Origin of the sequence: Streptomyces sp. NPDC059718 (assembly GCF_042733315.1) — a bacterium.
GTDB lineage: Bacteria > Actinomycetota > Actinomycetes > Streptomycetales > Streptomycetaceae > Actinacidiphila.
Genome location: NZ_JBHWGA010000060.1, coordinates 21,771 through 45,503, shown reverse-complemented (window position 1 = coordinate 45,503; position 23,733 = coordinate 21,771). Strand labels below are relative to the sequence as shown.

24 protein-coding genes are annotated in these 23,733 nt (G+C 73.8%); 14 read left to right on the top strand and 10 right to left on the bottom strand.

All coding sequences use genetic code 11. The features are described 5' to 3' along the window. Nucleotides 1-89: 89 nt before the first annotated feature. The 5 genes from ACFV3E_RS40730 to ACFV3E_RS40710 all read left to right on the top strand — a co-directional run bounded on the left by ACFV3E_RS40730 (nt 90) and on the right by ACFV3E_RS40710 (nt 3,298). Nucleotides 90-797 (top strand): TetR/AcrR family transcriptional regulator, encoded by a 708-nt coding sequence (locus ACFV3E_RS40730; RefSeq protein WP_500540692.1) that lies wholly within the window; start codon nt 90-92, stop codon nt 795-797. 98 nt (nt 798-895) lie between these two features. Beyond that, a complete protein-coding gene (locus tag ACFV3E_RS40725; protein WP_500540690.1) occupies nt 896-1,300 on the top strand; it encodes a hypothetical protein in 405 nt (134 codons plus the stop codon). Between the two features lie 127 nt (nt 1,301-1,427). Then, on the top strand, nt 1,428-2,117 hold the full coding sequence (locus ACFV3E_RS40720; RefSeq protein ID WP_500540688.1) for a hemerythrin domain-containing protein: 690 nt from the start codon (nt 1,428-1,430) through the stop codon (nt 2,115-2,117). Beyond that, entirely contained in the window at nt 2,117-2,749 is a 633-nt protein-coding gene (locus tag ACFV3E_RS40715) for a TetR/AcrR family transcriptional regulator (RefSeq protein ID WP_500540686.1), read from the top strand. Before ACFV3E_RS40720 ends, ACFV3E_RS40715 begins: the two co-directional genes overlap by 1 nt. Before the next feature lie 33 nt (nt 2,750-2,782). Beyond that, nucleotides 2,783-3,298: an SRPBCC family protein gene (locus ACFV3E_RS40710; RefSeq protein WP_500540684.1), complete on the top strand. Its 516-nt coding sequence runs from the start codon at nt 2,783-2,785 to the stop codon at nt 3,296-3,298. Nucleotides 3,299-3,322: 24 nt separating this feature from the next. Here ACFV3E_RS40710 and ACFV3E_RS40705 read toward each other — a convergent pair whose 3' ends face one another. The 6 genes from ACFV3E_RS40705 to ACFV3E_RS40680 form a co-directional block, all read right to left on the bottom strand. Further along, entirely contained in the window at nt 3,323-3,484 is a 162-nt protein-coding gene (locus tag ACFV3E_RS40705; RefSeq protein ID WP_499510335.1) for a hypothetical protein, read from the bottom strand. Between the two features lie 71 nt (nt 3,485-3,555). Next, complete coding sequence (locus ACFV3E_RS40700) at nt 3,556-4,626, bottom strand: hypothetical protein (RefSeq protein WP_500540682.1); 1,071 nt, start codon at nt 4,624-4,626, stop codon at nt 3,556-3,558. A 31-nt stretch (nt 4,627-4,657) separates the two neighbouring features. Further along, the gene (locus tag ACFV3E_RS40695) at nt 4,658-5,611 is read right to left on the bottom strand and encodes a cytochrome c oxidase assembly protein (RefSeq protein WP_500540680.1); all 954 of its coding nucleotides are present in this window, start codon (nt 5,609-5,611) and stop codon (nt 4,658-4,660) included. Between the two features lie 140 nt (nt 5,612-5,751). After that, the gene (locus ACFV3E_RS40690; protein ID WP_500371010.1) at nt 5,752-6,777 is read right to left on the bottom strand and encodes a 6-phosphofructokinase; all 1,026 of its coding nucleotides are present in this window, start codon (nt 6,775-6,777) and stop codon (nt 5,752-5,754) included. A 187-nt stretch (nt 6,778-6,964) separates the two neighbouring features. Continuing rightward, nucleotides 6,965-7,693, bottom strand: a complete 729-nt coding sequence (locus ACFV3E_RS40685; RefSeq protein ID WP_500540678.1) for a type 1 glutamine amidotransferase — start codon at nt 7,691-7,693, stop codon at nt 6,965-6,967. A 31-nt stretch (nt 7,694-7,724) separates the two neighbouring features. Then, a complete protein-coding gene (locus ACFV3E_RS40680; RefSeq protein WP_500371012.1) occupies nt 7,725-8,963 on the bottom strand; it encodes a MurT ligase domain-containing protein in 1,239 nt (412 codons plus the stop codon). Between the two features lie 163 nt (nt 8,964-9,126). Between ACFV3E_RS40680 and def the strand changes: the two genes are divergently transcribed. Beyond that, nucleotides 9,127-9,675, top strand: a complete 549-nt coding sequence (def, locus tag ACFV3E_RS40675; RefSeq protein WP_500540676.1) for a peptide deformylase — start codon at nt 9,127-9,129, stop codon at nt 9,673-9,675. Here the strand turns inward: def and ACFV3E_RS40670 are convergent. Further along, the gene (locus ACFV3E_RS40670) at nt 9,672-10,322 is read right to left on the bottom strand and encodes a TetR/AcrR family transcriptional regulator (RefSeq protein ID WP_500540674.1); all 651 of its coding nucleotides are present in this window, start codon (nt 10,320-10,322) and stop codon (nt 9,672-9,674) included. The two genes, def and ACFV3E_RS40670, sit on opposite strands and share 4 nt — an antisense overlap. A gap of 127 nt (nt 10,323-10,449) precedes the next feature. On the opposite strand from ACFV3E_RS40670, the gene ACFV3E_RS40665 reads away from it, so the two are divergent. Further along, entirely contained in the window at nt 10,450-11,673 is a 1,224-nt protein-coding gene (locus ACFV3E_RS40665; RefSeq protein ID WP_500540670.1) for an acyl-CoA dehydrogenase family protein, read from the top strand. A 29-nt stretch (nt 11,674-11,702) separates the two neighbouring features. Here the strand turns inward: ACFV3E_RS40665 and ACFV3E_RS40660 are convergent, their stop codons facing one another. Beyond that, complete coding sequence (locus ACFV3E_RS40660; RefSeq protein ID WP_500540668.1) at nt 11,703-12,161, bottom strand: GMC oxidoreductase; 459 nt, start codon at nt 12,159-12,161, stop codon at nt 11,703-11,705. Nucleotides 12,162-12,293: 132 nt separating this feature from the next. Then, the gene (locus ACFV3E_RS40655; protein WP_500540666.1) at nt 12,294-14,372 is read right to left on the bottom strand and encodes an FUSC family protein; all 2,079 of its coding nucleotides are present in this window, start codon (nt 14,370-14,372) and stop codon (nt 12,294-12,296) included. Between the two features lie 349 nt (nt 14,373-14,721). Here ACFV3E_RS40655 and ACFV3E_RS40650 point away from each other — a divergent pair, with 349 nt between their 5' ends. The 5 genes from ACFV3E_RS40650 (at nt 14,722) to gnd (ending at nt 20,080) form a co-directional block, all read left to right on the top strand. Next, complete coding sequence (locus ACFV3E_RS40650) at nt 14,722-14,850, top strand: hypothetical protein (RefSeq protein WP_450399940.1); 129 nt, start codon at nt 14,722-14,724, stop codon at nt 14,848-14,850. 91 nt (nt 14,851-14,941) lie between these two features. After that, nucleotides 14,942-15,466, top strand: a complete 525-nt coding sequence (locus ACFV3E_RS40645; RefSeq protein WP_500540664.1) for a winged helix-turn-helix domain-containing protein — start codon at nt 14,942-14,944, stop codon at nt 15,464-15,466. Between the two features lie 176 nt (nt 15,467-15,642). Then, nucleotides 15,643-17,760: an ATP-binding SpoIIE family protein phosphatase gene (locus ACFV3E_RS40640; RefSeq protein WP_500540662.1), complete on the top strand. Its 2,118-nt coding sequence runs from the start codon at nt 15,643-15,645 to the stop codon at nt 17,758-17,760. Nucleotides 17,761-17,926: 166 nt separating this feature from the next. Beyond that, nucleotides 17,927-18,547, top strand: coding sequence for an SRPBCC family protein (locus ACFV3E_RS40635; protein ID WP_500540660.1), 621 nt, complete (start codon nt 17,927-17,929; stop codon nt 18,545-18,547). Between the two features lie 93 nt (nt 18,548-18,640). Further along, on the top strand, nt 18,641-20,080 hold the full coding sequence (gnd, locus tag ACFV3E_RS40630) for an NADP-dependent phosphogluconate dehydrogenase (protein WP_500540658.1): 1,440 nt from the start codon (nt 18,641-18,643) through the stop codon (nt 20,078-20,080). A gap of 45 nt (nt 20,081-20,125) precedes the next feature. Here gnd and ACFV3E_RS40625 read toward each other — a convergent pair whose 3' ends face one another. Next, nucleotides 20,126-21,658, bottom strand: a complete 1,533-nt coding sequence (locus tag ACFV3E_RS40625) for an ATP-binding SpoIIE family protein phosphatase (RefSeq protein WP_500540656.1) — start codon at nt 21,656-21,658, stop codon at nt 20,126-20,128. A 303-nt stretch (nt 21,659-21,961) separates the two neighbouring features. Between ACFV3E_RS40625 and ACFV3E_RS40620 the strand changes: the two genes are divergently transcribed. After that, on the top strand, nt 21,962-22,636 hold the full coding sequence (locus ACFV3E_RS40620; RefSeq protein WP_500371021.1) for a response regulator: 675 nt from the start codon (nt 21,962-21,964) through the stop codon (nt 22,634-22,636). Further along, nucleotides 22,633-23,694, top strand: coding sequence for a sensor histidine kinase (locus ACFV3E_RS40615; RefSeq protein ID WP_500540654.1), 1,062 nt, complete (start codon nt 22,633-22,635; stop codon nt 23,692-23,694). Before ACFV3E_RS40620 ends, ACFV3E_RS40615 begins: the two co-directional genes overlap by 4 nt. Nucleotides 23,695-23,733: the final 39 nt, after the last annotated feature.

Sequence of the window (23,733 nt, the reverse complement as noted above, 5' to 3'; positions counted from 1 at the left end):
GTTCGTTTCAAACGAACAGTGTTCTAGAAGACGAACAGCGTTCGTGTCAAGTACGCTGTTCGTGTTCCGCTCCCGGAGGTACGCAGCACGTGACATCGGTCCCCGTCCCGCCCTGGCGCGCCGAGCGCAAGAAGGCCCCCCGCCGCAGCCTCAGCCGCGAGGCGATCGTCACCGCGGCCCTGCACGTCGTCGACGCCGAAGGCCTCGACGCGCTGAGCATGCGCCGGGTCGCCCAGGAACTGGACACCGGCGCCGCCTCGCTCTACGCGCACGTCGCCAACAAGGAGGAGCTGCTGGAGCTGCTCCTCGACCGCATCCAGGCCGACGTGACCCGCCCCGAGCCCGACCCGCAGCGGTGGCAGGAGCAGATCAAGGAGATGGCCCGGCAGGGCCGCCGCGTCCTCGTCGCGCACCGCGACCTCGCGCGCGCCGCCATCGGCCAGGGCATCCCCTTCGGCCCCAACGCCCTGCTCAACGCCGAGGCCATGCTCGCGATCTTCAAGGCCGGCGGCCTGTCCGACCGGGTCTGCGCCTACGGCGTGGACGCCCTCGCGCTCTTCGTCACCGCCACCGCGGTCGAGGAGAGCCTGCGAGGCAGCCAGGGCTTCGGCGGGACGGGCGTCACCCTCGACGAGCACATCGCCCGCATCCGCGAGTACTTCGGCTCGCTGCCCCCCGCGCGCTTCCCCCACATCACGGGCATGGTCGACGCCCTCATGCGCGACGAGGGCGACGAACGCTTCGAGTTCGGCCTCGACCTCCTCGTCTCCGGCCTCGCCCGCCACGCCCCCGCCTGACACGGGGCCTTCGCGGCTGCCGCGTGGGGGCACGTACTCGGCCGGAGCTGAGCACGTGCGCTCTGGTCGGTGCACAGGCGGGGCGGGACGCTCGGGTCATGCGCCGATCAACAGCGAATTCCGCTTCCCCGTTGCTGCCGATCCTCCTGCCGGCGGTCGTCGCGTCGGCCGACTGGGCTGCCTGGCTGGGCTGGGACAGGCACCGTGATGTGCAGCCCGACGGCACCGTGACCGGTCCCTACGAAGCCTGGCAGGTCGCAGGGCTGGTTCTGACGCTCCTGGCGGTCGTGTGCCGGGCCGCGTCCCGCGGTTTCGTCATGGCCGCCGTGCTCGGCACCACGCTCGGCCTGACCGCCGCCGCCTTCGTCGACTGGTCGGACGACTCGAGCGGCCTCTTCGTGGTCGGCGTCGGGGTGGTCCTGACCGGGAGCCTCGTCGTGACGGCCGTCATCGCCAAGGTGGTCGCCTCCGTGACAGGGGGCGGACGAGGGACGAGGGCCTGACGGCCTGCATCCACGCCGGGGCGTGAGGGGTGGTGGTGCCCACGAGGCCCAGAATTCACCGGAACGACGTTGCAATGAAAATATCCGGGCCCTAGTCTCCGAGCAGGACGGCGACGGGGAGGTCGGCATGGGGACGGGTTCCGCACCCGCGGACACGCGGATGATGGGGATCGTGCACGGCGCGCTCCGCCGTGACCTGGAGCGCACACGGACGGTGTTGTCCACCGAGCCGCATCCTCGGCCGGGGCAGGGCAGCGCGGTCGGCCGGCACGTCGTGTGGCTGATGGAGTTCCTCCACGCGCACCACATCGGCGAGGACGAGGGCCTGTGGCCGCTGGTGCGCGAGCGCGACCCGGCCACCGGGCCGCTGCTGGACTCCCTGGACGCCGACCACCGCCGGATCACCCCGGCGGCCGTGACCGTGACGGACGCCGCCCGGCGGTACGCGGAGACGGCCTCCGACCAGGCGCGCGTCAGACTGCTGGCGGCGCTCGACGCGTTGACGGCCGTCCTCGTACCGCACCTGGAGCGGGAGGTCGAGCAGGCCATGCCCGTCGTGTCGGCCACCCTCACGCAGGCCGAGTGGCACGCCTGGGACCAGCGGTACAACGTGAAGTCCAAGTCGTTCACGCAGCTCGGCATGGAGGGCCACTGGCTGCTCGACGGCATCGACCCCGAGGGACACCGGATCGTGGTCGCTCTGGTGCCCCCGGTCCCGCGCTTCATCCTGCTGTACGGCTTCGCCCGCGCCTACCGGCGGCGCCTGGCGGAATGGTGGCGGCCGCAGGACCCCGAGCGGCGCGGGGCGGTCCGCTGATGGCGGCGGAGGAGGAACCCCGGGCGCGGCGCGCGTACCGGTCACCGCGACGCGAGCAGCAGGCGAGGGAGACCCGGGCCGTCGTGCTGGCCGCGGCGGTCCGGCTGTTCGGCGAGCGGGGGTGGGCGGCGACCGGGATGCGTGACGTCGCCCGCGAGGCCGGGGTGTCGGTCGAGACGCTGTACGCGGGCTTCCGGTCCAAGGGCGAACTGCTGATGGCCGCGCTCGACGTCGCCGTCGTCGGCGACGCGGAGCCCGAAGCGCTCGCCGAACGCCCGGAGTTCGCCGGACTCGCGTCGGGGACCCGGCAGGAGCGGATCGCCGCCGCCGCACGGCTGGTCACCGCCATCCACCGGCGCACCGCCGGTGTGCACCTCGCGCTGCGCGAGGCGGCCGCCTCCAACGGCGACCTGGCGGGGAAGCTCCGGGACAACCAGCGGCGCCGGCGCGTCAGCGTCGAGCAGGGCATGACCGGCGTCACGGGGCGTGCGGTGACCCGGGAGGAGCTCGACGGGGTGTGGGCGGTCCTCGGCGTCGAGGTCTACCACCTGCTGACCGGGATCTCCGGCTGGACACCGCAACAGTACGAACAGTGGGTGGCCGGTGTCATCGACCGGCTGCTCGACGCGTGAGACCCGAGCACACGACCTGGAGGGGGAGGAACAGTGAGGGGTAACGGGAGGGAGCGGGGCGTCGCCCGGACGTGCCGCACCGAGGTGGTCGTCGACGCGCCGCCCGAGGCCGTGTGGCGCGTCGTCGCGGACGTGACCCGGACCAGCGAGTGGAGCCACGAGTGCCACCGGGTCACCTGGCTGCGCGGGGCGAGCACGCCGGCACCGGGCGCCCGCTTCCGCGGCCGCAACCGATCGGGCCGGCTGATGAGGTGGAGCCGGGTCTGCGAGATCGTGGCGTTCGAGGCCCCGCACCGGATCACGTGGCGCACCGTCGCCACCCCGCTCTTCCCCGACAGCACCGACTGGACCATCGCACTGGAGCCGGCGGGCACGGGGACACGGGTGGTGCAGACCTACCGGATGAGGAACACGCCCGCCTGGTTCCGGTGGCTCGTGGGCAGACTGGTCCCGGCCCACCTCGACCGCAGCGGTGACCTCACCGACGACCTGCGCCGCATCGGGACGATCGCCGCCCGCGACGCGCGGACCGCCGCCGCACGGCCCTGAGGACGGGCCGGCGGCCGGGAAGCCTCAGCGGGGCGTGCGGATCGCGAACACCCCGATCGTGGCCAGGGTGAGGACGACCCAGGCGAACCACACCCATCCGTTGGGGCCGAGCGCCACCGTGTACGCGGTCACGGCGACCAGACACGCCACCGTGCACGTGATCATCGCCTTGGCAGGTGTGGGCATCCCTGGCCTCCTCCCCGGGGGCCGCGCGGCGGCGGCCCGGACTCCATGGTCCCGCCGCCGCCCGCCGTGCGCTACCAGTCGCCGTCGGTGACCTGACCCTCGTCCCCCAGCTGCTGCACCTGACCCGGGTGCGGCGCCACCCACGGCGACTCGTCCTCGCCGAGCCAGTCGCCGACCGGCTTCACCTGGGTGAGCGTGCCGGGCGCCGCCAGGTCCTCGGCGTCGGCGTCGTAGTAGTCGAACCAGGGCAGTCCGGCGGCGGTGTACGCGGCGCGGTTGACCGGGGAGGGGGGAGCCGGCTCGCCGGTGATGCGGCGCCATTCCGGCACCGTCGTCAGGTGGACGTAGACCCGGCCCGAGGGCTTCGCGCGCCAGTCGGAGGGCTTGCGGTCGTCGCGGTAGACCTCCTGCCGCATGCGGCCACCGGCGCCCAGCCCCATGGAGACCGGGGACCGTTCCGCGCCTCCCGCCCGGCGCGCGGCGCCCGCCGGACGCGGGACGCCCCCCGGGGCCGGCGGAGGGGCGGCCGCCGGGGCGGCCATCGGCATCGCCCCCGGGGCGCCGCCGTAGCCGCCGAAGGCCGCGCGGCGCGTGCTCTCCCGGCGCCGCTGCTCCGCCCGCCACGCCGCCAACTGCTCCTCGCCGAGTTCGGACACCTGCAGCTGCACCCCGCCCCAGACCTCCTCGCCGGTGACCTGGCCCTCGACGGTCGCGCCCAGGCCCAGGGGCACGGCCACGAACTGCCGGATCGTCCCGGAGCCCGAGTTGATGCCGTCCAGCCAAGGCTGGCGCGGCAGCACCACGTAGTTCTGCGGGTCCTGCGACAGCCGGTCGCTCCACGGCCGCCCCGACACCGCGCACACCTTGCCGACGCCCACCTGGAGCGCGGCCGGCGCGGAGGCCGAGAAGCTGAGCCACATGGCCTCGCGCTGGTAGACGGGGAGCATGACCCCGCCCCGTGCGAGCCACTCCCGGGGGGCGGTGCCGGGATGGTCGGAGACCCGGCGCAGCGGGAAGGTGCCGATCCCGGGTGGGAGCGGATGCGTCCCCGTCTCCGGAAGCCGCAGGGTGCGCATGAAGCGCACCGTGACGCCGCCCGGCAACTGCAGCGCGTCGCCCGATATCCGTACCTGGTCGCCCATCGCGGGCCTCCCTTCGCGGCGGGCGGCCCCGTCAGCCGCGACCCCGTGCCTCCAAGGATGCCAAGTACGCGTTGTAGGCTGCCAGTTCCGCGTCGCCGTCGCGGTCCGCGGCGCGGTCCTTGCGACGCGCCTGGCGCTGGTCGGAGGTGTACCACTGGATCAGCAGCGCCACGAGGACGATCACCGACGGGATCTCGCTGAACGCCCACGCGATGCCGCCGGCCGCGGTCTGGTCGTCCAGCGCGTCGATCCCCAGCGAGGCGGACGGGTGCTCGAAGGCGCCGATCATCGGCTCGCTGGCCATCATCAGGGCGATGCCGAAGAAGGCGTGGAACGGCATCCCGGCGAACAGTTCGAGGATGCGCATCACATGGCTCGGCCGGTTCGGCCCCGGGTCCACGCCCATGATCGGCCAGAAGAAGACCAGGCCCACGGCGAGGAAGTGGACCATCATCGCGATGTGCCCGGTCCGGCTGCCCATCAGGGTGTCGAACAGCGGGGTGAAGTAGAGCCCGTACAGGCTGGCGATGAACAGCGGGATGGTGAACGCCGGATGCGTGATCACCCGCAGGTAGCGGCTGTGCAGCAGCGCCACCAGCAGCTCCCGCGGGCCCTTGCGGCCGCGTCCCGCCGTCGGCAGCGCCCGCAGCGTCAGGGTCACCGGGGCGCCCAGCAGCAGGAGGATGGGGGAGACCATGCTGACGACCATGTGCTGCACCATGTGGACGCTGAACATGACCATGCCGTAGTCGTTCAGCGCGGTGCACATCACCAGGGCGATGGACAGCACACCGGCGACGAAGGCGACGATCCGTCCGGCCGGCCAGCGGTCGCCGCGCCGCAGCAGTCGTACGACGCCCCAGCCGTAGAGCGCGAGCGCGAGCAGACAGCCGGCCAGGAAGACCGGATCCCCGCTGAACTCGAGCCCCCGGCCGAGGGTGAACGGCGGGAGCTCCGCCGTCATCCCGTGTCCGCCGTGGTCCATCCGTCACTCTCCTGTCGTGCCTGCCGCACGCACCGCGCCGTCGGCAATGTGCCGGTTGGGGCGGGTGCGCCCGCACCAGACTAGAACCGCCCCCGGTCGCGCTCGCGACCGGGGGCGGTTCGAGGAGTGCGATCAGCGCGTCACAGCACGCACTCGGCCTCGACGTAGCGCTCGGAGGGGACGGTCTTGAGGTGCTCGACGGCGGTGGCGAGGGGCACCAGCGTGATGTCGGTGCCGCGCAGCGCCGTCATCATGCCGAAGTCGCCGTTGTGCGCGGCCTCGACCGCGTGCCAGCCGAAGCGGGTGGCCAGCACCCGGTCGTAGGCGGTGGGGGTGCCGCCGCGCTGCACGTGGCCGAGGATGACCGGGCGGGCCTCCTTGCCCAGCCGCTCCTCCAGCTCGATCGAGAGCCGGGTGGCGATGCCGGTGAAGCGCTCGTGGCCGTAGACGTCCTTGACGCCCGACTCGAAGTCCATCGTGCCCTCGCGCGGCTTCGCGCCCTCGGAGACCACGACGATCGCGAACTTCTTGCCCGCGGAGAAGCGCTCGCCGACCCGCTGGGTCAGCTCCGCGACGTCGAAGGGACGCTCCGGCACGACGATCGCGTGCGCACCGGCCGCCATGCCGGAGTGCAGGGCGATCCAGCCGGTGTGGCGGCCCATGACCTCGACGATGAGCACGCGCTGGTGCGATTCGGCGGTGGTCTTCAGGCGGTCCAGCGCCTCGGTGGCCACCGTCACGGCGGTGTCGAAGCCGAAGGTGACGTCGGTGGAGGCGATGTCGTTGTCGATCGTCTTGGGCACGCCCACGATCGGCAGGCCGTTGTCGGACAGCAGCCGGGCCGCCTTGAGGGTGCCCTCGCCGCCGATCGGGATGATCGCGTCGAGACCCAGGTCGGCGACGTGGCCCTTGGCCCGCTCGACGCCGTCCCGCAGGTGCTCGGGGCGGACCCGGGAGGAGCCGAGGATGGTGCCGCCACGGGCCAGGATGCCGCCGACCGCGTCGAGGTCGAGCTTGCGGTAGTCGCACTCGAGGAGGCCCTTCCACCCGTCGTGGAAACCTATGACCTCGTCCCCGTGGTCGACGACCGCGCGGTGCACGACCGACCGGATGACGGCGTTGAGGCCGGGGCAGTCGCCGCCGCTCGTCAGCACACCAATACGCATTTGCTCGTTACTCCTGAAAGATCGATCCGGGCGCCGGACGCCGTCGTCCGGATGGACCCGCGGCGACGCGCACCGCTGCTCACTACGTTATCGAGCCGGGTGCGGGCGGCGGAAACGCCGCCCGCACTGCGGACACAACCAGGCCCTGGCCCCGTTTCCCCCGGTCGGACCCGCGACGTTGCGGACCTCAGGCGGGCTGGGACGCCGCCGCGATGCGCTCGGCGCGCAGCGCCTCGTACCAATGGTCGTCGACCGGCGGCAGCGCCCTGACGTCCATCGCCAGCTTGATCAGCATGTCCGCGATCTGGGGATTGCGGGCCATGACGGGGCCGTGCATGTAGGTGCCGAAGACGGTGTCGTTGTACGCGCCCTCGGTCCCGTCGCCGGTGCCGTTGCCGTTGCCGAAGCGGGTCCGGGCGAGCGGGCGCGCTTGCTTGCCGACGTGCGTGACGCCCTGGTGGTTCTCGAAGCCGGTCAGCGGGGGCAGACCGAGCGCGGGGTCGATGTCGGCCAGCACGTCGCCGACGCAGCGCTCGCCCTCGCCACGGACGCTCACGACGTCCAGCAGGCCGAGGCCCGGCTCGGGGCGGCCGAGGTCGTTGACGAACTCGTGGCCGATGATCTGGTAGCCGGCGCACACCGAGAAGACGATGGCCCCGTTGTCGACCGCGCGGTTCAGCCCGCCGTCGCGGCGCAGCCGCTCGGCGGCCAGCCGCTGCGGGCGGTCCTCGCCGCCGCCGATGAGGTAGATGTCGCCCGAGGTCGGGATCGGCTGGTCGGACCGGACGTCGATCCGGGTGACCGGCACCCGCCGCTGGCGGGCCCGGCGCTCGGTGACCAGGACGTTGCCCTGGTCTCCGTAGGTGCTCAGCAGGTCGGGGTAGACCCACACCAGACGCAGGCTGGAGTCGCTCACAGCGTGTTCTCCTGTCGAAACGGGTCTTCGGTCAGTTGCCGACGCGGCGGCGCAGGTCCTGGAAGGCGGTGTAGTTGGCGATGGCCTCGATCCGGCCGGCCGGCGAGGTGCGCACCGCCTCGTCGAAGTCCTGGCACACCTCGAACCGCAGCCCCGCCACCTCGAGCCGGACCGCGAGGTCCAGCTTGCGGTCGCCGATGACCCGGATCGGGTGACCGGCCAGGCGGGTGTAGTCCACGTCCCACAGCCAGGAGGTGTCCGTGCCGTCGGCCCCGCGGGCGTTCACCGAGAGGATCACCGGGGTGGGTGGGCCGTCGATCAGCGAGAAGGTCTCCAGCCAGCCGGCCGGGTTCTTCGCCAGCAGCAGCCGTACGTCGCGGTCCTGGAAGGACACCACGTCGTAGCGGCCGGCGACGGCCTGCACCTTGTACATCCGCTCCAGGGCGACCTTGGGGTCGACCCCGAACGCGGCCGCCGCGGCGGCCGACACGGCGGCGTTGGACTTGTTGGCACGGCCGGGCAGCTGGAGCTGGATCGGCCACGCGGACCCGTACGGGTCGATCACGTGGTCGCCGGACAGCGCCCAGGTCGGCGTCGGGCGGCGGAAACCGCACTCGCCGCAGAACCAGTCCTCGGCCGGCCGCTGCAGGACACCGCCGCAGGAGGGGCAGGACCAGGCGTCGTCCTTCCACTCCTGGCCCGCGGCGACCCAGACGACGGTCGGGCACGAGGAGGCGGCCCAGGTGATCAGCGGGTCGTCGGCGTTGGCGATGATGATGGCGTCCGAGCCCGCCAGGCCCTCGCGCCACTTCTCGGCGAGCATGCGGGTCTCGGCGGCGCGGTCCAGCTGGTCCCGGGAGAGGTTGAGCAGGGCGATGGCCTTGGGCTTGACGTCACGGGCCACGCCGGCCAGGTACTTCTCGTCGACCTCGATCACGCCGTAGCGGGCCTCGGAGCCGCCGGCGAGCGCCGAGGTGATGCCGGCGGGCATGTTGGCGCCCAGGGCGTTGGAGACGACCTCGCCGTTGGCGCGCAGCGCCTCGGCGAGCAGCCTCGTCGTGGTGGTCTTGCCGTTGGTGGCCGAAACGAGCACGACGTCGAGATGGGTCGCCAGTCGGGCCAGCAGATCAGGGTCGAGTTTCAGGGCAACCCGGCCGCCGATCACCGACCCGCTGCCGCGCCCCGCCGCACGCGACACTGCCGCCGCGGCCTTGCCCGCCGTCACGGCCAGCTTCGCCCGCGGCGACAGTGGCTCCGCATTGCCTGCCATCGTCTCCACATCCTCCTCGCGTCCGGCCCCGCGCACCTCCCCGGCGGTCGGGCCGGAGTGCGTGCCCCGGGCCGTTGCACCGGCCGGAAGGCATCGGTCGCCGATCAGCCTATCCACTTCCCCCACCGGCGCTGAAACGAGCCGTCCCCGTACGCTGGCCCGCATGCGACACGCCCCCATCCCCGGCAGCTCCGGGACCGTCCGCCCGATGCGGCTGCTGGGTGACCCCGGGCTCCGGGAGCCCTGCCGCGACGTGACCGTCTTCGACGCCGAACTCGCCCGTCTCGTCGAGGACTTGTTCGCCACGATGTATGCGCACGACGGGGTGGGGCTGGCCGCGAACCAGATCGGCGTGCCGCTGCGGGTGTTCGTCTTCGACTGCCCGGACGACGAGGACGTCCGGCACCTCGGGTACGTGGTCAACCCCCGCGTCGTGCACAACGACGGGGTCGTGGTGACCGGCGAGGAGGGCTGCCTGTCGCTGCCGGGCGTCCACGCGGGCACCGCCCGGCACGACGAGACCGCCGTCGAGGGCGTCGACGCCGACGGCGCACCGCTGCGCGTGGAGGGCACCGGCTTCTTCGCCCGCTGCCTCCAGCACGAGTGCGACCACCTCGGCGGCGGCCTGTTCGTCGACCGGCTCACCGGCCTGCGCCGCCGCCGCGCACTGCGCGCCGTCCGCCGGGCCCCCTGGGCGCCCGGCAGGGCCTAGAGACGCGGCGCGCCCGGGCGGTCGCCCACGGCGGCGAGGCGGCCCCAGAGCAGGTCCGCGAGGTGGCGGACGAGGACGTCCCGGGCGACGGGGCGCTCGCCCAGCCACCAGTCCCCGGCCGCGTGCATCATGCCGACGATGCCGTGCCCCCAGACCCGGGCCGCCACCTGGCCCTCCGGGCCGAGGTCGAGGCGCTCGGCGATGACGTCGGCCAGTTCCTCGCCCATGCGGCGCAGCACGGGGGCGGAGTGGCGGCCGATGTCGAAACCGCGGTCGGAGTCCGCGGTGCTCTCGGCGGGGTGCATCAGGAAGCGGTAGACCTGCGGCCGGGCCTCGATGGCCGAGAGGTAGGCGTCGAGGGTGGCCTCCACGCGGTCGCGGCGCTCGTTGGGGGCGTCGAGGGCGGCGCGCAGGTTGGCGAGCAGGGCGTCGGTGTGCCGCTTGGCCAGGGCTCGGTAAAGCCCGCTCTTGTCGCCGAAGTGACGGTACAGAATGGGCTTGGTGATGCCCGCCTCGGCGGCGATGGCGTTCATGGACGCCTCGGGCCCGTCCCGCAGCACGACGCGGTCCGCGGCCTCGAGGAGCTCCCTGCGCCGCTCCTCCGCCGCGGATGGCGTCCGCCGCTCATGCCGCTGGCTGGTGTCCACCCGAGCCTCCCCGCCCGTTCGAATTTCCTCGCGCCTGCGCAACGTAACACCCCTCGTCCGGTTGACATCCCTTACCAGCCGGTAACACACTGGCGTTACCGTAAGTAACAAGCACGTGGAGGGGACGATGGGCGACTTCTCGCTCGAGCTCAACGACGACCAGAAATCGGTGCGCGACTGGATCCACGGCTTCGCGGCCGACGTCATGCGCCCGGCTGCGGCGGAGTGGGACGAGCGCGAGGAGACCCCCTGGCCGGTGATCCAGGAGGCCGCGAAGATCGGACTCTACTCGCTCGACTTCTACGCCCAGCAGTACTTCGACCCGACCGGCCTCGGCATCCCGATCGCCATGGAGGAGCTCTTCTGGGGCGACGCGGGCATCGGCCTGTCCATCGTCGGCACCGGCCTGGCCGCCGTCGGCGTCCTGGCCAACGGCACCGAGGAGCAGATCGGCACCTGGATCCCGCAGATGTACGGCGACGTCAACGACGTGAAGGTCGCCGCCTTCTGCTCCTCCGAGCCCGACGCGGGTTCCGACGTCGGCTCGATGCGCACCACCGCCGTGTACGACGAGGCCAAGGACGAGTGGGTGCTGACCGGCACCAAGACCTGGGCGACCAACGGCGGCATAGCCAACGTCCACGTCGTCGTCGCCGTCGTCGACCCGGAGCTCGGCTCCAAGGGCCACGCCTCCTTCATCGTGCCGCCGGGCACCCCCGGACTCTCCCAGGGGCAGAAGTTCAAGAAGCACGGCATCCGCGCCTCGCACACCGCCGAGGTCGTGCTGGACGGCGTCCGCATCCCGGGGAGTTGCCTGCTCGGCGGCAAGGAGAAGCTCGACGAGCGCCTCGCCAGGGCCCGCGAGCGGGCCAAGGGCGGCGAGCGCGTGAAGAACGCCGCCATGGCGACGTTCGAGGCCTCCCGCCCGGCCGTCGGCGCGATGGCGGTGGGCACCGCCCGCGCCGCGTACGAGGTCGCCCTCGATTACGCCACGACCCGCACCCAGTTCGGCCGCCCCATCATCGACAACCAGGGCGTCGCCTTCCAGTTGGCCGACATGCGCACCCGGATCGACGCGGCCCGCCTGCTGGTCTGGCGCGCCTCCTGGATGGCGATCTCGGGCAAGCCTTTCACCTCGGCCGAGGGCTCGATGTCCAAGCTCTACGCGAGCGAGACGGCGAAGAAGGTCACCGCCCAGGCCATCCAGATCCTCGGCGGCAACGGCTTCACCCGCGAGTACCCGGTGGAGCGCATGCACCGCGACGCCGCCATCTACACCATCTTCGAGGGCACGAGCGAGATCCAGCGCCTCGTCATCGCCCGCACCCTGTCGGGCATGCCGATCCGCTGACGCCCGGCGCGCTCACGCCGCCGTCCCGGTCAATCCGGCCGCCTGCTCGGCGATCGCGAGGACGGCGGCGTTGGTGTTCGCCGCGGGCGGGCGGCGGGCCTCACGGAAGTGTCGACGTCGCGGAGCCGGTCGACACCGTGCACCCGCAGCCGTGTGCCGGCGACCGCGGTCCCCGGGTTGCCGCCGATGCGGCGGGTCCCGACCGGGGGAAAGACGTGCCGGCGTGCGGCCGCAGGAACCGCCGCAGCTCGTCGGCCCCGTGGACGGCCGGACCCGGCAACAGCTCCCCGCCGTAACGGGGGGCCGACCGAGCCGCGGCGCCGACCGCACGGGAGATGCGCAGCCCGGTCAGCATCGTCGGCGGTACCGAGGGGTCGGGCGACTCCAGGCGCACCGAGCCGCGGCTGTACGGGGGTGAACAGGCCGAACCCGATGGCGAAGCCGCCGTTCGGTCTGGTCAGGTGGGCCGGCTCGGCGGCGGCGTCCATGAAAAACAGGTGCAGGTCCGGGAGGGCCGCCCGCTCCGGAGGCTTGCGGGCCCCGCAGGATCCCTGCCCGGTGGCCTCGGGCGCGGGCGGCGCGGCCCCCGGACCGGCCCACCCGGAACGCGCCGGGAGGCGTCAGCGGCGGCGGGAGGGGCGCGTGCGGGGGCGGGGGCGGAGGGCGGTTTCGAGGTCGTCGAGGGTTTCCATGAGCAGTTCGGCGCTGCGGCGGACGATGCGGTCGGCGTCCGAGGGGGGCCATGCGTCGAGCGTGGCGCGGACGGGGGCGAAGTCCGGGGGGCGCCGCTCGCGGACCGCGGTGGCGGCGTCCGCGGTGGCCGTGCGCAGGTGCAGGGCGAAGGGGGCGGCGTCCGGGACCGGGTCGGCGTCGGGGGCCGGGAGGTGGGCCTCCATGAGCATGGGGACGCGGCCCATGGCCGACAGGGCCGCGTCGGCGCCGTCGGCGGCGCGGCGGGACAGGCCGCGGCCGCGGACGGGTTCGGCGTCGGCGCGGGCGACCGCCTGGTCCCAGGCGAGCGCGGCCGCGCGGGCGTCCAGCAGGGCCGTGCGCACGGCCTCGCGCCGTCCCCGGGCGGGGGCGGCATGGGCCTCCATCGCGGCGGCGGCGTACCGCCCGGTGGCCTTGATGCGGTCGGCCAGCCGGTTCCGCAGCCGGGGGGTCTCCCAGGCCGGGAAGAGCGCGTACGCGGCCATCGCCAGCATCCCGCCGAGCAGCGTGAGGAGCACGCGGTCGGGCACCGTCTGCGTCCAGCTGGAGCCGGCCATGCCGAGCAGGAAGACCACGTACGCCGACGCGGCCACCTGGGAGACCAGGTAGCCGGTGCGCAGGAGGCCGTACATCAGGGCGACCGACACCACGGCCAGCACGGCGCAGGGGTAGGGCCCCGGGGCGAAGGACTGCATCACGGCGGTCGCCACGGTGACGCCCGCGAGGGTGCCGATGAAGCGGGCCACGCTGCGGCCGTACGTCTGGGAGAAGTCGGGCCGCATCACCAGCACCGAGGTCAGGGGCGCCCAGTAACCGTGCCCGAGCGGCAGGGCCACGCCGAGCGCGTAGCCCGCGGGGGTGACGGCGGCCAGCCGGACGGCGTGCCGGAAGACGGGCGAGTCGAAACGGGCCTCGCGCCGTACGGTGCGCGAGGCGAGCGGCAGGAGTTCGGCCACGCCGGGGCGGCGCAGATGGGCGGTGTCGCTGCTCACCGAGCCGCCGCGGCCGGTGGCGGAGGAGACCGCCTCGCTGAGCAGCGCGACGAGCCGCAGCGCGGTGCGCCGGGCGGGCCCGGTCAGCCGCTCCTCCGGAACGGGGTCGACGAGCACCACGGAGTCCGCCTCGGGTGGTACGCGCACCGGCTGGGCCTCCCGTACCGCGCGCGCCACCGCATCCAGCACGGAGGCCGCCGCGGCCAGCAGCTCGCGGGCCCGGTCGCGCTCCGGACCCTCGGCGGCGGCGCCGACCGCGGGATCGGCGAGCGAGGCCAGCACGGGACGGATGCGCTCGGCCAGCACCCGCTTGCCGCGCAGCGCCGCCGGGCGCCGCCGCGCCTGCCGGTCGGTGATGACGGCGGCGTTGCGCGCGGTCATCAGCGGCTGGGGGTCGAACGGCGCCACCGGGTCGTGCCGCAGCCGGCGCGCGTAGTCCGCCTCCGCCGCGAAGGCGTCGGCCAGCGCGTCGCGCTGCCGGCCCCAGCGGCGCACCGGGAACAGCACGATCAGCCCCGCCTGCACGACCCCGCCCGCCGCGATGACCAGCGCGTGCCCGAAGGCGCCCAGCACGGAGGTCGGCAGGGTGATCACGACCAGCATGACGGCGACGGTGAGGGACGAGACGATGCCCGCGGTGGGCCCCAGCGCCCAGGCCATGCCCGCCAGGAACGCCCAGACCGCCAGCAGCACCACGAACACCCACCAGTGCGCCCCCGCCAGGTAGCCCAGGAAGGTGCTGACGGCCAGACCGGCACCGGCGACCAGCGCCAGCACCGGCCGGGGCCGCCAGCTGCGCTGGAAGGTGGCCATGCCGGAGGCGAAGGCGCCGAAGGCCGAGGACGCGGCCACCGAGGGGCCGGCCAGCCACAGCGAGAGGCCGATGACGATGGCGACGCCCGCGGCGGCGCGCAGCGCGACGAGCGGTTCCAGCCCGGCGCGCTCGATCCGCAGCCCTTCGCGGGCACTGCGGCGCAGGGCGCGCAACCAGGTCATGAGGCTGAGGATAGGACGGGTAGGACGAGGAGGGCCGGGTAAGCGCAGCGCAAGATCCGTTCCGGCGAGTCCCAGGAGGCAGACCGCCATGACCGCCCCAGCACGCCGGGCCACCGTGCCGCCCGTGCCGCCCGCCCCGAGCCCGGTGCCCCCCTTCCCGCCCGACCCCGTACCGCCCGCCCCGCACCCGGTCCCCGGACCGACTCCTGACCCCGTGCCCGCGCCGCCCCCGCAGCCGGAGCCCGAGCCCGAACCCCAGCCGGCGCCGCAACCTCTGTAATGCCTGGTCAGGGCCGTGAAGCGAGCCATCCCTGTCCCGGTGGGCGTCGCGTCTGGTTCAATGGGTGCCATGGCCAGCCTCACTGACACCGCGACAGGTCGCAGCGACCTCGAGCCGTTCTGGCCGTCCAGGCAGGAGTACCAGTTCGACCGGGAGTGTTGTCGCGCGGTCCCCGCGCGGACCCCGGCCCACAGCTGACGCCGCCCCCGGTCGCCGCCCGCTGCCGGCCTCCCGGTGGTCCCGCGCAATACGTCGTCCCACGACCCTTCGCGCGAGAGCCGAGACCTCCATGTCCTCCAGCACCCAGTCCTTGCCCCTGCCCGCCGTGAACCGTCAGCACCTGCGCGCCGTCCGTACCGGTGACGTCCCGCCGGTGCCGGACTTCCTCCCGCCCGGCGCGACCTGGCTGCCCGCCCCCGGCCACCTGATGCCCACGGGCGTCGGCGGGCCGCCGATGGTCGGCTACCTCGTCCTCGTCCCCGTCGAGGGGCAGGCGGTGCCCCCGTCCCCGGCATCCGCCGACCTGCCCGTCACCGTCGACGGCGAGCGCCGCGTCGCCCAGGTGCGGGGCCGCGCACTCGACCTCACCTACCTGGAGTTCGAGCTGCTCGCCCACCTGGTGGCGCACCCGCACCGCGTGCACACCCGCGACCAGCTCGTCACCACGGTCTGGGGGTACGGCCACGTCGGGGACGGACGCACCGTCGACGTCCACATCGCCCGGCTGCGCCGCAAGCTCGGCCCCGAACACCGCGGCAGCATCGTCACCGTGCGCCGGGTCGGCTACAAGTACGCGCCGCCGGCCGCCCGCTGAGCCGTCCGGCGGACGGCGGAGGGGGGCCGGGCGGCCGCCGGGAGCGTTCCCGGAACCGGCGGAAACCCGGCTCTCCCACAGGTCCCGTCTGTAGCATGTCCCCCTACCGGACTATGGGTACGCTGTCACCGTTCCGGTGCGGCTCGACGCAGCGGGGAGCAGGTCCGGAGGGCGTGATGGCTGAGTCTCGGGAGTGGGCGCCCCCTGCGCCCGCGACGGTCGCCTGGCCGGCTCCCGCCGCCGCCCACATGTCGCTCAACGACGTCGGCGGCTTCGACTGGGACCTCGACCGCGACCGCATGCACCTCGACGAACACGCCCTGCGGACCGTCGACCTGCGCCCGCAGGACTTCGACGGCGATCCGAAGGCGCTGTTCTCCCGGCTGGCACCCGACGAGGCCGGCGACGTCACCCGGACGATCACCCAGGCCCTCGGCGAGGGCCACTCCTCCTTCCGCGCCTTCAGCCGGCTCACCCGGCGCGACGGCCGCCGCGGCTGGATCCGTTTCCAGGGCCGCATCGTCCGCGACGGCACCGGCCGGGCGAACCGGGTGATCGGCATCGTCAGCGACGCCACCGACGAACTCGCCCAGGCGGCGGAGTGCCTGCGCGCGGACGAGGACCACCCGACCGAGAGCAACCTGGTCATGGAGGTCACCGCGTCGCTGGCCCGGGCCGTGACCGTGCGCGACGTGACCGCGGCCCTCACCGGGAACCCCAGGATGGACCGGCTCGGCATAGCCAGCCTCTTCCTCGGCCAGGTCGAGGCGGGCCGGGTCCACGTGGTGAGCGACGCCAAGGCCAGCAGTTGGGTGCCGTCGCTGCAGTACACGCGGATCGAGGACGAGTTCCCGATGAGCGAGGTCGTACGGACCCTCGTCCCGCGCTTCATCACCTCCGGCGAGGAGTTCGCCCGGCGCTACCCCAAGTTGTGGCCGCACATCGAGCCGCTCGGCGCCTCCGCCGCCGCGTACCTCCCGCTGATCGCCCAGGGCCAGCCCATCGGCGCCCTGGGCCTGCTGTACCGGCACAAGCAGGGTTTCTCCCCGCAGGAGCGCCACCTGCTGATCGCGCTCAGCGGCAGCATCGCGCAGAGCCTGCAGCGCGCCATCCTCTTCGACCAGGAGCACGACATCGCGCAGGGTCTGCAGACCGCGATGCTGCCCCGCACCATCCCGCGCATCCCCGGCACCGAGATAGCGGTGCGCTACCGCTCCGCGCGGCTGGCCCGGGACATCGGCGGCGACTGGTACGACGTCGTGGCGATGCCCGGCGGCCGGGTCGCCGTCATCATCGGCGACGTCCAGGGCCACGACACCCACGCCACGGCCGTCATGGGCCAGTTGCGGATCGCGTTGCGCGCCTACGCCGGCGAGGGCCACCCGCCCGCCAGCGTCATGGCGCGGGCCTCGGCCTTCCTGTACGAGCTCGACACCGACCGTTTCGCCACCTGCCTGTACGCGCAGGTCGACCCGGCCACCGGTTCCGCCCTGCTGGTGCGGGCGGGCCACATCGACCCGCTGGTCCGGCAGGCCGACGGCACCGTGCGCGTGCTGCCCACCGCGGGCGGGCTGCCGCTGGGCCTGTCCGCCCAGTTCGGCAGGCCCGACTACCCGGTCACCCCCGCCGAACTCGGCCCCGGCGACACCCTCCTGATGTTCAGTGACGGACTCGTCGAGCGGCCCGGCGCCGACCTCGACGTCGGCGTGCGGCGGCTGTCCGGGGCGCTGGGCGAAGGCCCGCGCGAGGTCGGGGACCTCGCCGACCACCTCACCGCCGTCATGGGCGAGCAGGCCACCGACGACGACATGGCCCTGCTGCTGCTCCGGCGCGACAGCGACGCCTCCCCGCACCCGCCGCACCGGCTGCACCGGCACATCGCCCCCGGCGACCCCAAGGCACTCTCCGAGGCCCGGGCCATGGTCCGTGACGCCATGGCGGGCTGGGGCCTGCGCGACCGGGTGGACGAGGCCGAACTCGCCGCCGGCGAGCTGATCACCAACGCGCTGGTGCACACCGACGGCGGCGCCGTGCTCACCCTGCGCATGCTCCCCGACGCGTCCCTGGCCCACGCCACGCCGGACGCCACCCGGCGGCTGCGCATCGAGGTGCACGACCTCGCGGCGAACTGGCCGCGCCGGCGCCGGCCCGGCGACGGCGAGGTGTCCGGGCGAGGTCTGCTGCTGGTCGACCGGCTCGCCGACGCGTGGGGTGTGGAGCCGCACGGTTCGGGCAAGGCAGTGTGGTGCGAATTCCGCGACCGCAGGAGCGGATCGGAGCCCCTCGGGCACTGACGGTGAGGGTCCGCCGGCATACCGTTCGCGCCGGTCACGCACCCTGGATTCACCCGGACGGCTCACCCGCCACGACACACCGCCCGATTGGACGCAGGCTGTCGGTGAGGAGCCAAGAAGCCACTCTGCTCACATGCTGGCCGCGCCGGCACCGGGGAGGTCTGCGATGCCGACGGTGTCTACGAGCGTGATCGTCACCCGTACCGTGGAAGAGGTCTTCACCTTCCTTGCCGACGCCCGCAACCTCGCGTCGTGGAACTCCGGTATCGCCGCCGTGGCGGCGGACGCCGTACCCCCCGGCGAGCGGGCCGTCTACCGTTACCACTATCCGGGCCGCCACCGGGAGCACCGGCTGGAATGCTCGGTCTACCAGCCCTGCCGGCGGATCGCCTACCGCGGCCGGCGGATGTGGAGCCCGCTGGGCACCCAGACGCCCGAGTTCGCGTTCCGGATGCTGCCGCACTCGCGGGGCGCGTTCGTCCAGCTCCAGGTCACCTGCCAGCTCGGCGGCGGCATGCTGCTGCTGAGCCCCTTCCTGGGCTGGGCCTGGCGCCGCGACCTCCCGGAGGACGCGCGCCGGCTGCGCGAGGCCCTCGGCGACCACACCGTGGCGCCGCCCCTGCTGCCGCCTCCGCCACCACCTGCGGCGATGGGGACGCTCAGGGCGGCCCAGGCCCGGGCACCGGCGGCCGAGGTCGTCGGAGCCGTTCCCGCGCCGCCGGCCAGGGGGCTGCGCCGTGCGGTGGCCCGTGTAGCAGGTCAGGGCCGGATCGGCACGGGCAGCTGACGGATCCGCCGGAATCCCGGCCGCCCGGCCGGTTCGCTGACAGGCTGGACGCCGTACGTGCCCCCCGCACCACAGCACAGAGAGGAACCGCAGATGGCGGAGCAGGCCCGCATCGGCGTCACCGGACTCGCGGTCATGGGCCGCAACCTGGCCCGGAACCTCGCGCGGCACGGCCACCCGGTGGCCTTGTACAACCGCACCCCGGCCAGGACGCGCTCCCTCGTGGAGGAGTTCGGCGCCGAGGGCGAGTTCCATCCGGCGGAGTCCCTCAAGGAGTTCGTCGACTCACTCGAACGGCCCCGGCGCATCATCATCATGGTCAAGGCCGGTGCCCCCACCGACGCCGTGATCGACGAGCTGGTGCCGCTGCTGGAGCCCGGCGACATGGTCGTCGACGGCGGCAACGCCGACTACCGCGACACCCGGCGCCGGGAGAAGGCGCTGCGCGAACAGGGTCTGCACTTCGTCGGCACCGGGATCTCCGGCGGCGAGGAGGGCGCCCTCAACGGTCCCTCGATCATGCCGGGCGGCTCCGTGGAGTCGTACGAGTCGCTCGGCCCGATCCTCGAGGACATCGCCGCCAAGGTCGACGGGGTGCCCTGCTGCACCCATGTGGGCCCGGACGGTGCCGGGCACTTCGTCAAGATGGTCCACAACGGCATCGAGTACTCCGACATGCAGCTCATCGCCGAGGCCTACGACCTGCTGCGGCACGCCGCGGGCAAGCGGCCGGGCGAGATCGCGGAGATCTTCCGCACCTGGAACTCCGGCCGCCTGGAGTCGTACCTCGTCGAGATCACCGCGGAGGTGCTGGCCCACACGGACGCCGACACCGGCAAGCCGTTCGTCGACGTGGTGCTGGACCAGGCCGGCCAGAAGGGCACCGGCAGCTGGACGGTGCAGAACGCCCTGGAGTTCGGCGTCCCCGTCTCCGGCATCGCCGAGGCGGTCTTCGCACGGTCGCTGTCCGGCAGCGCGGAGCTGCGGGCCGCCTCGCGCGGGCTGCCCGGACCGGCGGAGACCTGGCTGGACAGCGCGGCGGGCGACCGCTTCGCGGACGACGTCGAGCAGGCGCTGTACGCCTCCAAGATCGTCGCCTACGCCCAGGGGTTCAACCTGATCCAGGCGGGCAGCAACGAGTTCGGCTGGGACATCGACGCGGGCTCGATGGCGACGATCTGGCGCGGCGGCTGCATCATCCGGGCGCGCTTCCTCAACCGCATCAAGGAGGCGTTCGACTCCGAGCCGGGCCGTCCCACCCTGCTGACGGACGCACACTTCGCCGAGGCACTCGGCAACGCCCAGGCGGCATGGCGGCGGGTCGTCTCCACGGCGGCACAACTCGGCGTGCCCGCACCGGGGTTCTCCGCGGCGCTGGCGTACTACGACGCCCTGCGGGCCGAGCGGCTGCCCGCCGCGCTCATCCAGGGGCAGCGCGACTTCTTCGGCGCCCACACCTACAAGCGGGTCGACAAGCCCGGCTCCTTCCACACGCTCTGGGGCGGCGACCGCTCGGAGAACCCGGCCGACTGACGCCGGCTGACGCCTGATGTCGCGTGGGCCCGGCCACGGCCGGGCCTACGCGGCGACCGGCGGGGTGATCACCTGCTCGGCCCAGACCGTCTTGCCCGTCTCGGTGTAGCGGGTGCCCTGGGCGTCGGTGAGCTGGGCGACGATGGACAGCCCCCGGCCGTCCTGGTCGCTGGGCGCCGCGTGGCGCGGGTGCGGGGCGGCGCTGCAGGAGTCCGACACCTCGCAGACCAGGACCCGGTCGCGGATGATCCGCAGCCGGATCGGCCCCGTGGAGTACCGGATGGCGTTGGTGACGAGTTCGCTGACGACCAGGGTGGTGGTGAAGGACAGCTCCGGGAGCTTCCAGTCGGTCAGCAGCCGGTCCGTCCAGGCCCGTGCCTCCGCCACCGCCGCGGGGTTGTTGGACACCTCGCGGGTGGCGACGTCGCCGGCGTCCAGGGCGCGGGTGCGGGCGGCGAGGAGCACCGGCTCCGAGCCGGGCGCGGCGGTACGCAGGACGCCGTCCAGCACCGTCGCCGGGTCGGCCGCCACCTCGCCGCCGGCGGGCAGCACGCGCAGCCCGGTGACCTGGCCGGCGCCCTCCGAGCCGACGGGGAGCCCGTCCGTGCCGCAGCTCAGCAGCAGCACGCTGCCGGGCGGCACGTCGCACTCGGTGACCTCCGGCTCGCCGGGCACGGGAGCATCCTCCTCCGCCGCATCCAGGGGCGTGGCGGGCAGCGCCTGGGCGGAGTAGCCGCCGCACGCCACGGTGCAGCGGCAGGCCACCGGGTCGTAGACGACGATCAGGCACCGGTCGGCCTCGTCGGCGACGGGGGTCGCGGTGGGCCGGTGGAGCCGGGAGATGACCTCGCCAGGGCTCATGTCGAGCAGTATCAGCGCCCGGACCGCGGCCTTGAGCTGGCTCATCGCCGTCGCCGCGGGGACGCCCTGCCCGCGTACCGAACCGGTCACCAGGGCCACCCGGGCGCTGGGCAGCGGGATGACGTCCACCCAGGCCCCCGGGGCCGCGGCAGGCGGCAGATGCCCCCGGGGATCCTCGATCGCGGTGACCCGCGGCCCCTGCGGCGCCAGCAGGGCCTGCTGCAGGATCCGTCCGGCGGCGTTCTGGACCAGGCGCCGGCGGGCACCGTCCAGCAGCCGGGCGGCCCTGCGGGCCAGACGGCCGGCCGCCATCAGGTCGGCCCGGGAGAAGGAGGGGGAGCCCGTCGTCCGGTAGAAGGCCGCGACCCCCAGGACGACACCGCCGACGTCCAGCGGCATCACGAGCAGGGAGTGCGTGCCGGTGATCCGCAGCAGGGGGGCGCGCACCGGGTCGCGGGCGAGCCACCCCGTCTGCGGGCGGAGGTTCATCACCAGGTGCGGCCGCAGGTCGGTCAGCGACGCGTGGTACGGAGTCCTGGGCGGCAGGCTGCTGACGTCGCCGACCTCGTAGGCGCGCGGGATCGCGGTGCCCCGGGCCGCCCGGAAGGCCCCCCGGCGGAAGGTGAGTCCGGTGGCGGGCAGTCCGGAGATGGCGGCCTGCTCCGAAACCGTGGCGTCCGAGACCTCGACGGCGGCGAAGTCGGCCACGGTGGGCACGGCTGAATCCACGAGCTGCTGGGCTGCATCGTAGGACCACGGCCGGTCCACAGGGCCGGCCTGGGGCGGGAGGGTGGCACAGAGCATGACGGTCGCCTCGGGTGAGGTCGGGGTCGGCGGAGTGTTTGGTAGGCATTTCAAACACTTGTCTTCTGCCTTCGAGGTTGCCTCTCCGGCCGGGCGAACGCATCCCCGTCGATCCGCAGAGGTCATCCGGGATTTCCCGCAGAGGTGACTGCGGGTTTCCCGCAACACCGGCGGCGCGGGCTGCCCGCCGCGCGCGCCCGATCTACCGTGTGTGCTATGGACGTCCTCAGCCGCCCCGACGGCAGGCAGCCGCACCCGGTCATCTCGGTCGTACTCGCCGACGACCACCTGGTGGTGCGCGCGGGCATGCGGCTGCTGATGGCCGCCGACCCGGCCTTCGAGATCGTCGCCGAGACGTCCACCGTTCCGGAGACCATGGAAGCCGTCCGGCGCCACCACCCGAGGGTGCTCGTCCTGGACCTGACCATGTCGGGCAGGTCCAGCCTGCCGACGATCCCGGCACTGCTGACCGAGTCGCCGAGGACGCGCATCCTGGTGCTGACCATGCAGGAGGACCCGGCGTTCGCCCGGGAGGCGCTGCGCACGGGGGCGGCCGGCTACCTGCTGAAGGAGGCCGCCGCCGAGGAACTGCTCGCCGCCGCCCACCAGGTCGCCGGAGGCGCCACCTATGTGCAGCCCTCGCTGGGGGCGCGGCTCGCCGTCGAGGACCTGGACCTGGCGGAACGGCACCACGAGGAGCCGCTCACCGACCGGGAGGCGCAGGTGCTGACCCTGCTGGCGCTGGGGCACACCAACCAGGAGATCGCCCGGCGCCTGTTCGTCTCCGTACGGACGGTGGAGACCCACCGGTCACGGCTGCGGGACAAGCTCGGCAAGGACAGCCGGGCCGAGTTGATCGCCGCGGCCAGAGAGCGCGGGCTGGTGGCATGACGCCGTCCGGCCCTGGAAGGACCGGGACGCGCCTGGCCCTGGAGGGGCTGGGCACCTGCCTCCTGGCGGCGGCGACCGTCATGGAGGTCACCGACCGCTCGCAGGGCTGGGAGCTCGTCCTCGCCCTCGCGGCGGCCGTCTGTTATGTGCTGCTCACCCCCCTGGTGGCGCCGCGGCAGCGGCTGTGGCTGGTGGTGGCCATCGCCTTCGCGCTGATGCTGACGGTGGCCGGGACGGTCCGCGTCGCCCAGCAGCCCTCGCTGAACGTCCTGCACGTGCTGCCGCTGCTGCTGGTCGCCTACGCGCTCTTCGCCGTGCGTTCCTCGGCGCGCCGGGAGGCGAGGCTGCGCCGCGAGCGCGTCAGGGCCCGGCACGACGGCGAGGAGCGCGAGCGCCGCCGCTGGGCGCGTGAGCTGCACGACGACACCCTGCAGGAACTGGGGGCGGTCCAGGTGGTGCTGTCCACCGCCGCCGCGGACGGGCGGCCGGAGGCCATGCGGGAGGCCATCGACCAGGCACGCGGCCTCGTCGGCAACCAGATCGCCTCGCTGCGGCACCTGATCGTCGACCTGCGTCCGGTGGTCCTGGACGAGCTGGGGCTGCGCCCGGCGCTGCAGGCGCTGTGCCGGCGCTCCTTCGAGACGTACGGCATCCGCACCGAGTTGCGGCTCGGCGCGCACGCGGACACCGTCGGCGGCCTGCTCACCGCCGAGACGCAGGCGCAGATGTACCGGATCGTCCAGGAGGCGATCACCAACGCCGTGAAGCACGCCGAGCCGACCCGCGTCGTGGTGAGCCTGGAGAGCGACCAGCGCTCCGTGCACGTGGCGATCACCGACAACGGGCACGGCATGGCCGCGGCGACCGCCGCGGGCCGCGGCACCTTCCGCGCCGCGGAGCCGCCGTCGCCGCAGACCCGGGGCATGGGCCTGTCCGCGATGCGCGAGCGCGCCGAGCTCATCGACGCCCGGCTCGCCGTCCGCAGCGCCCCGGGCGAGGGCACGACCGTCGACCTGCGGGTGCCGTGCGAGCCGCGCGAGGTGTCCGGCGAGGGGTGAACACGGGCCGCCTGCGCGGGCGGGGACCTCGACCGGCAG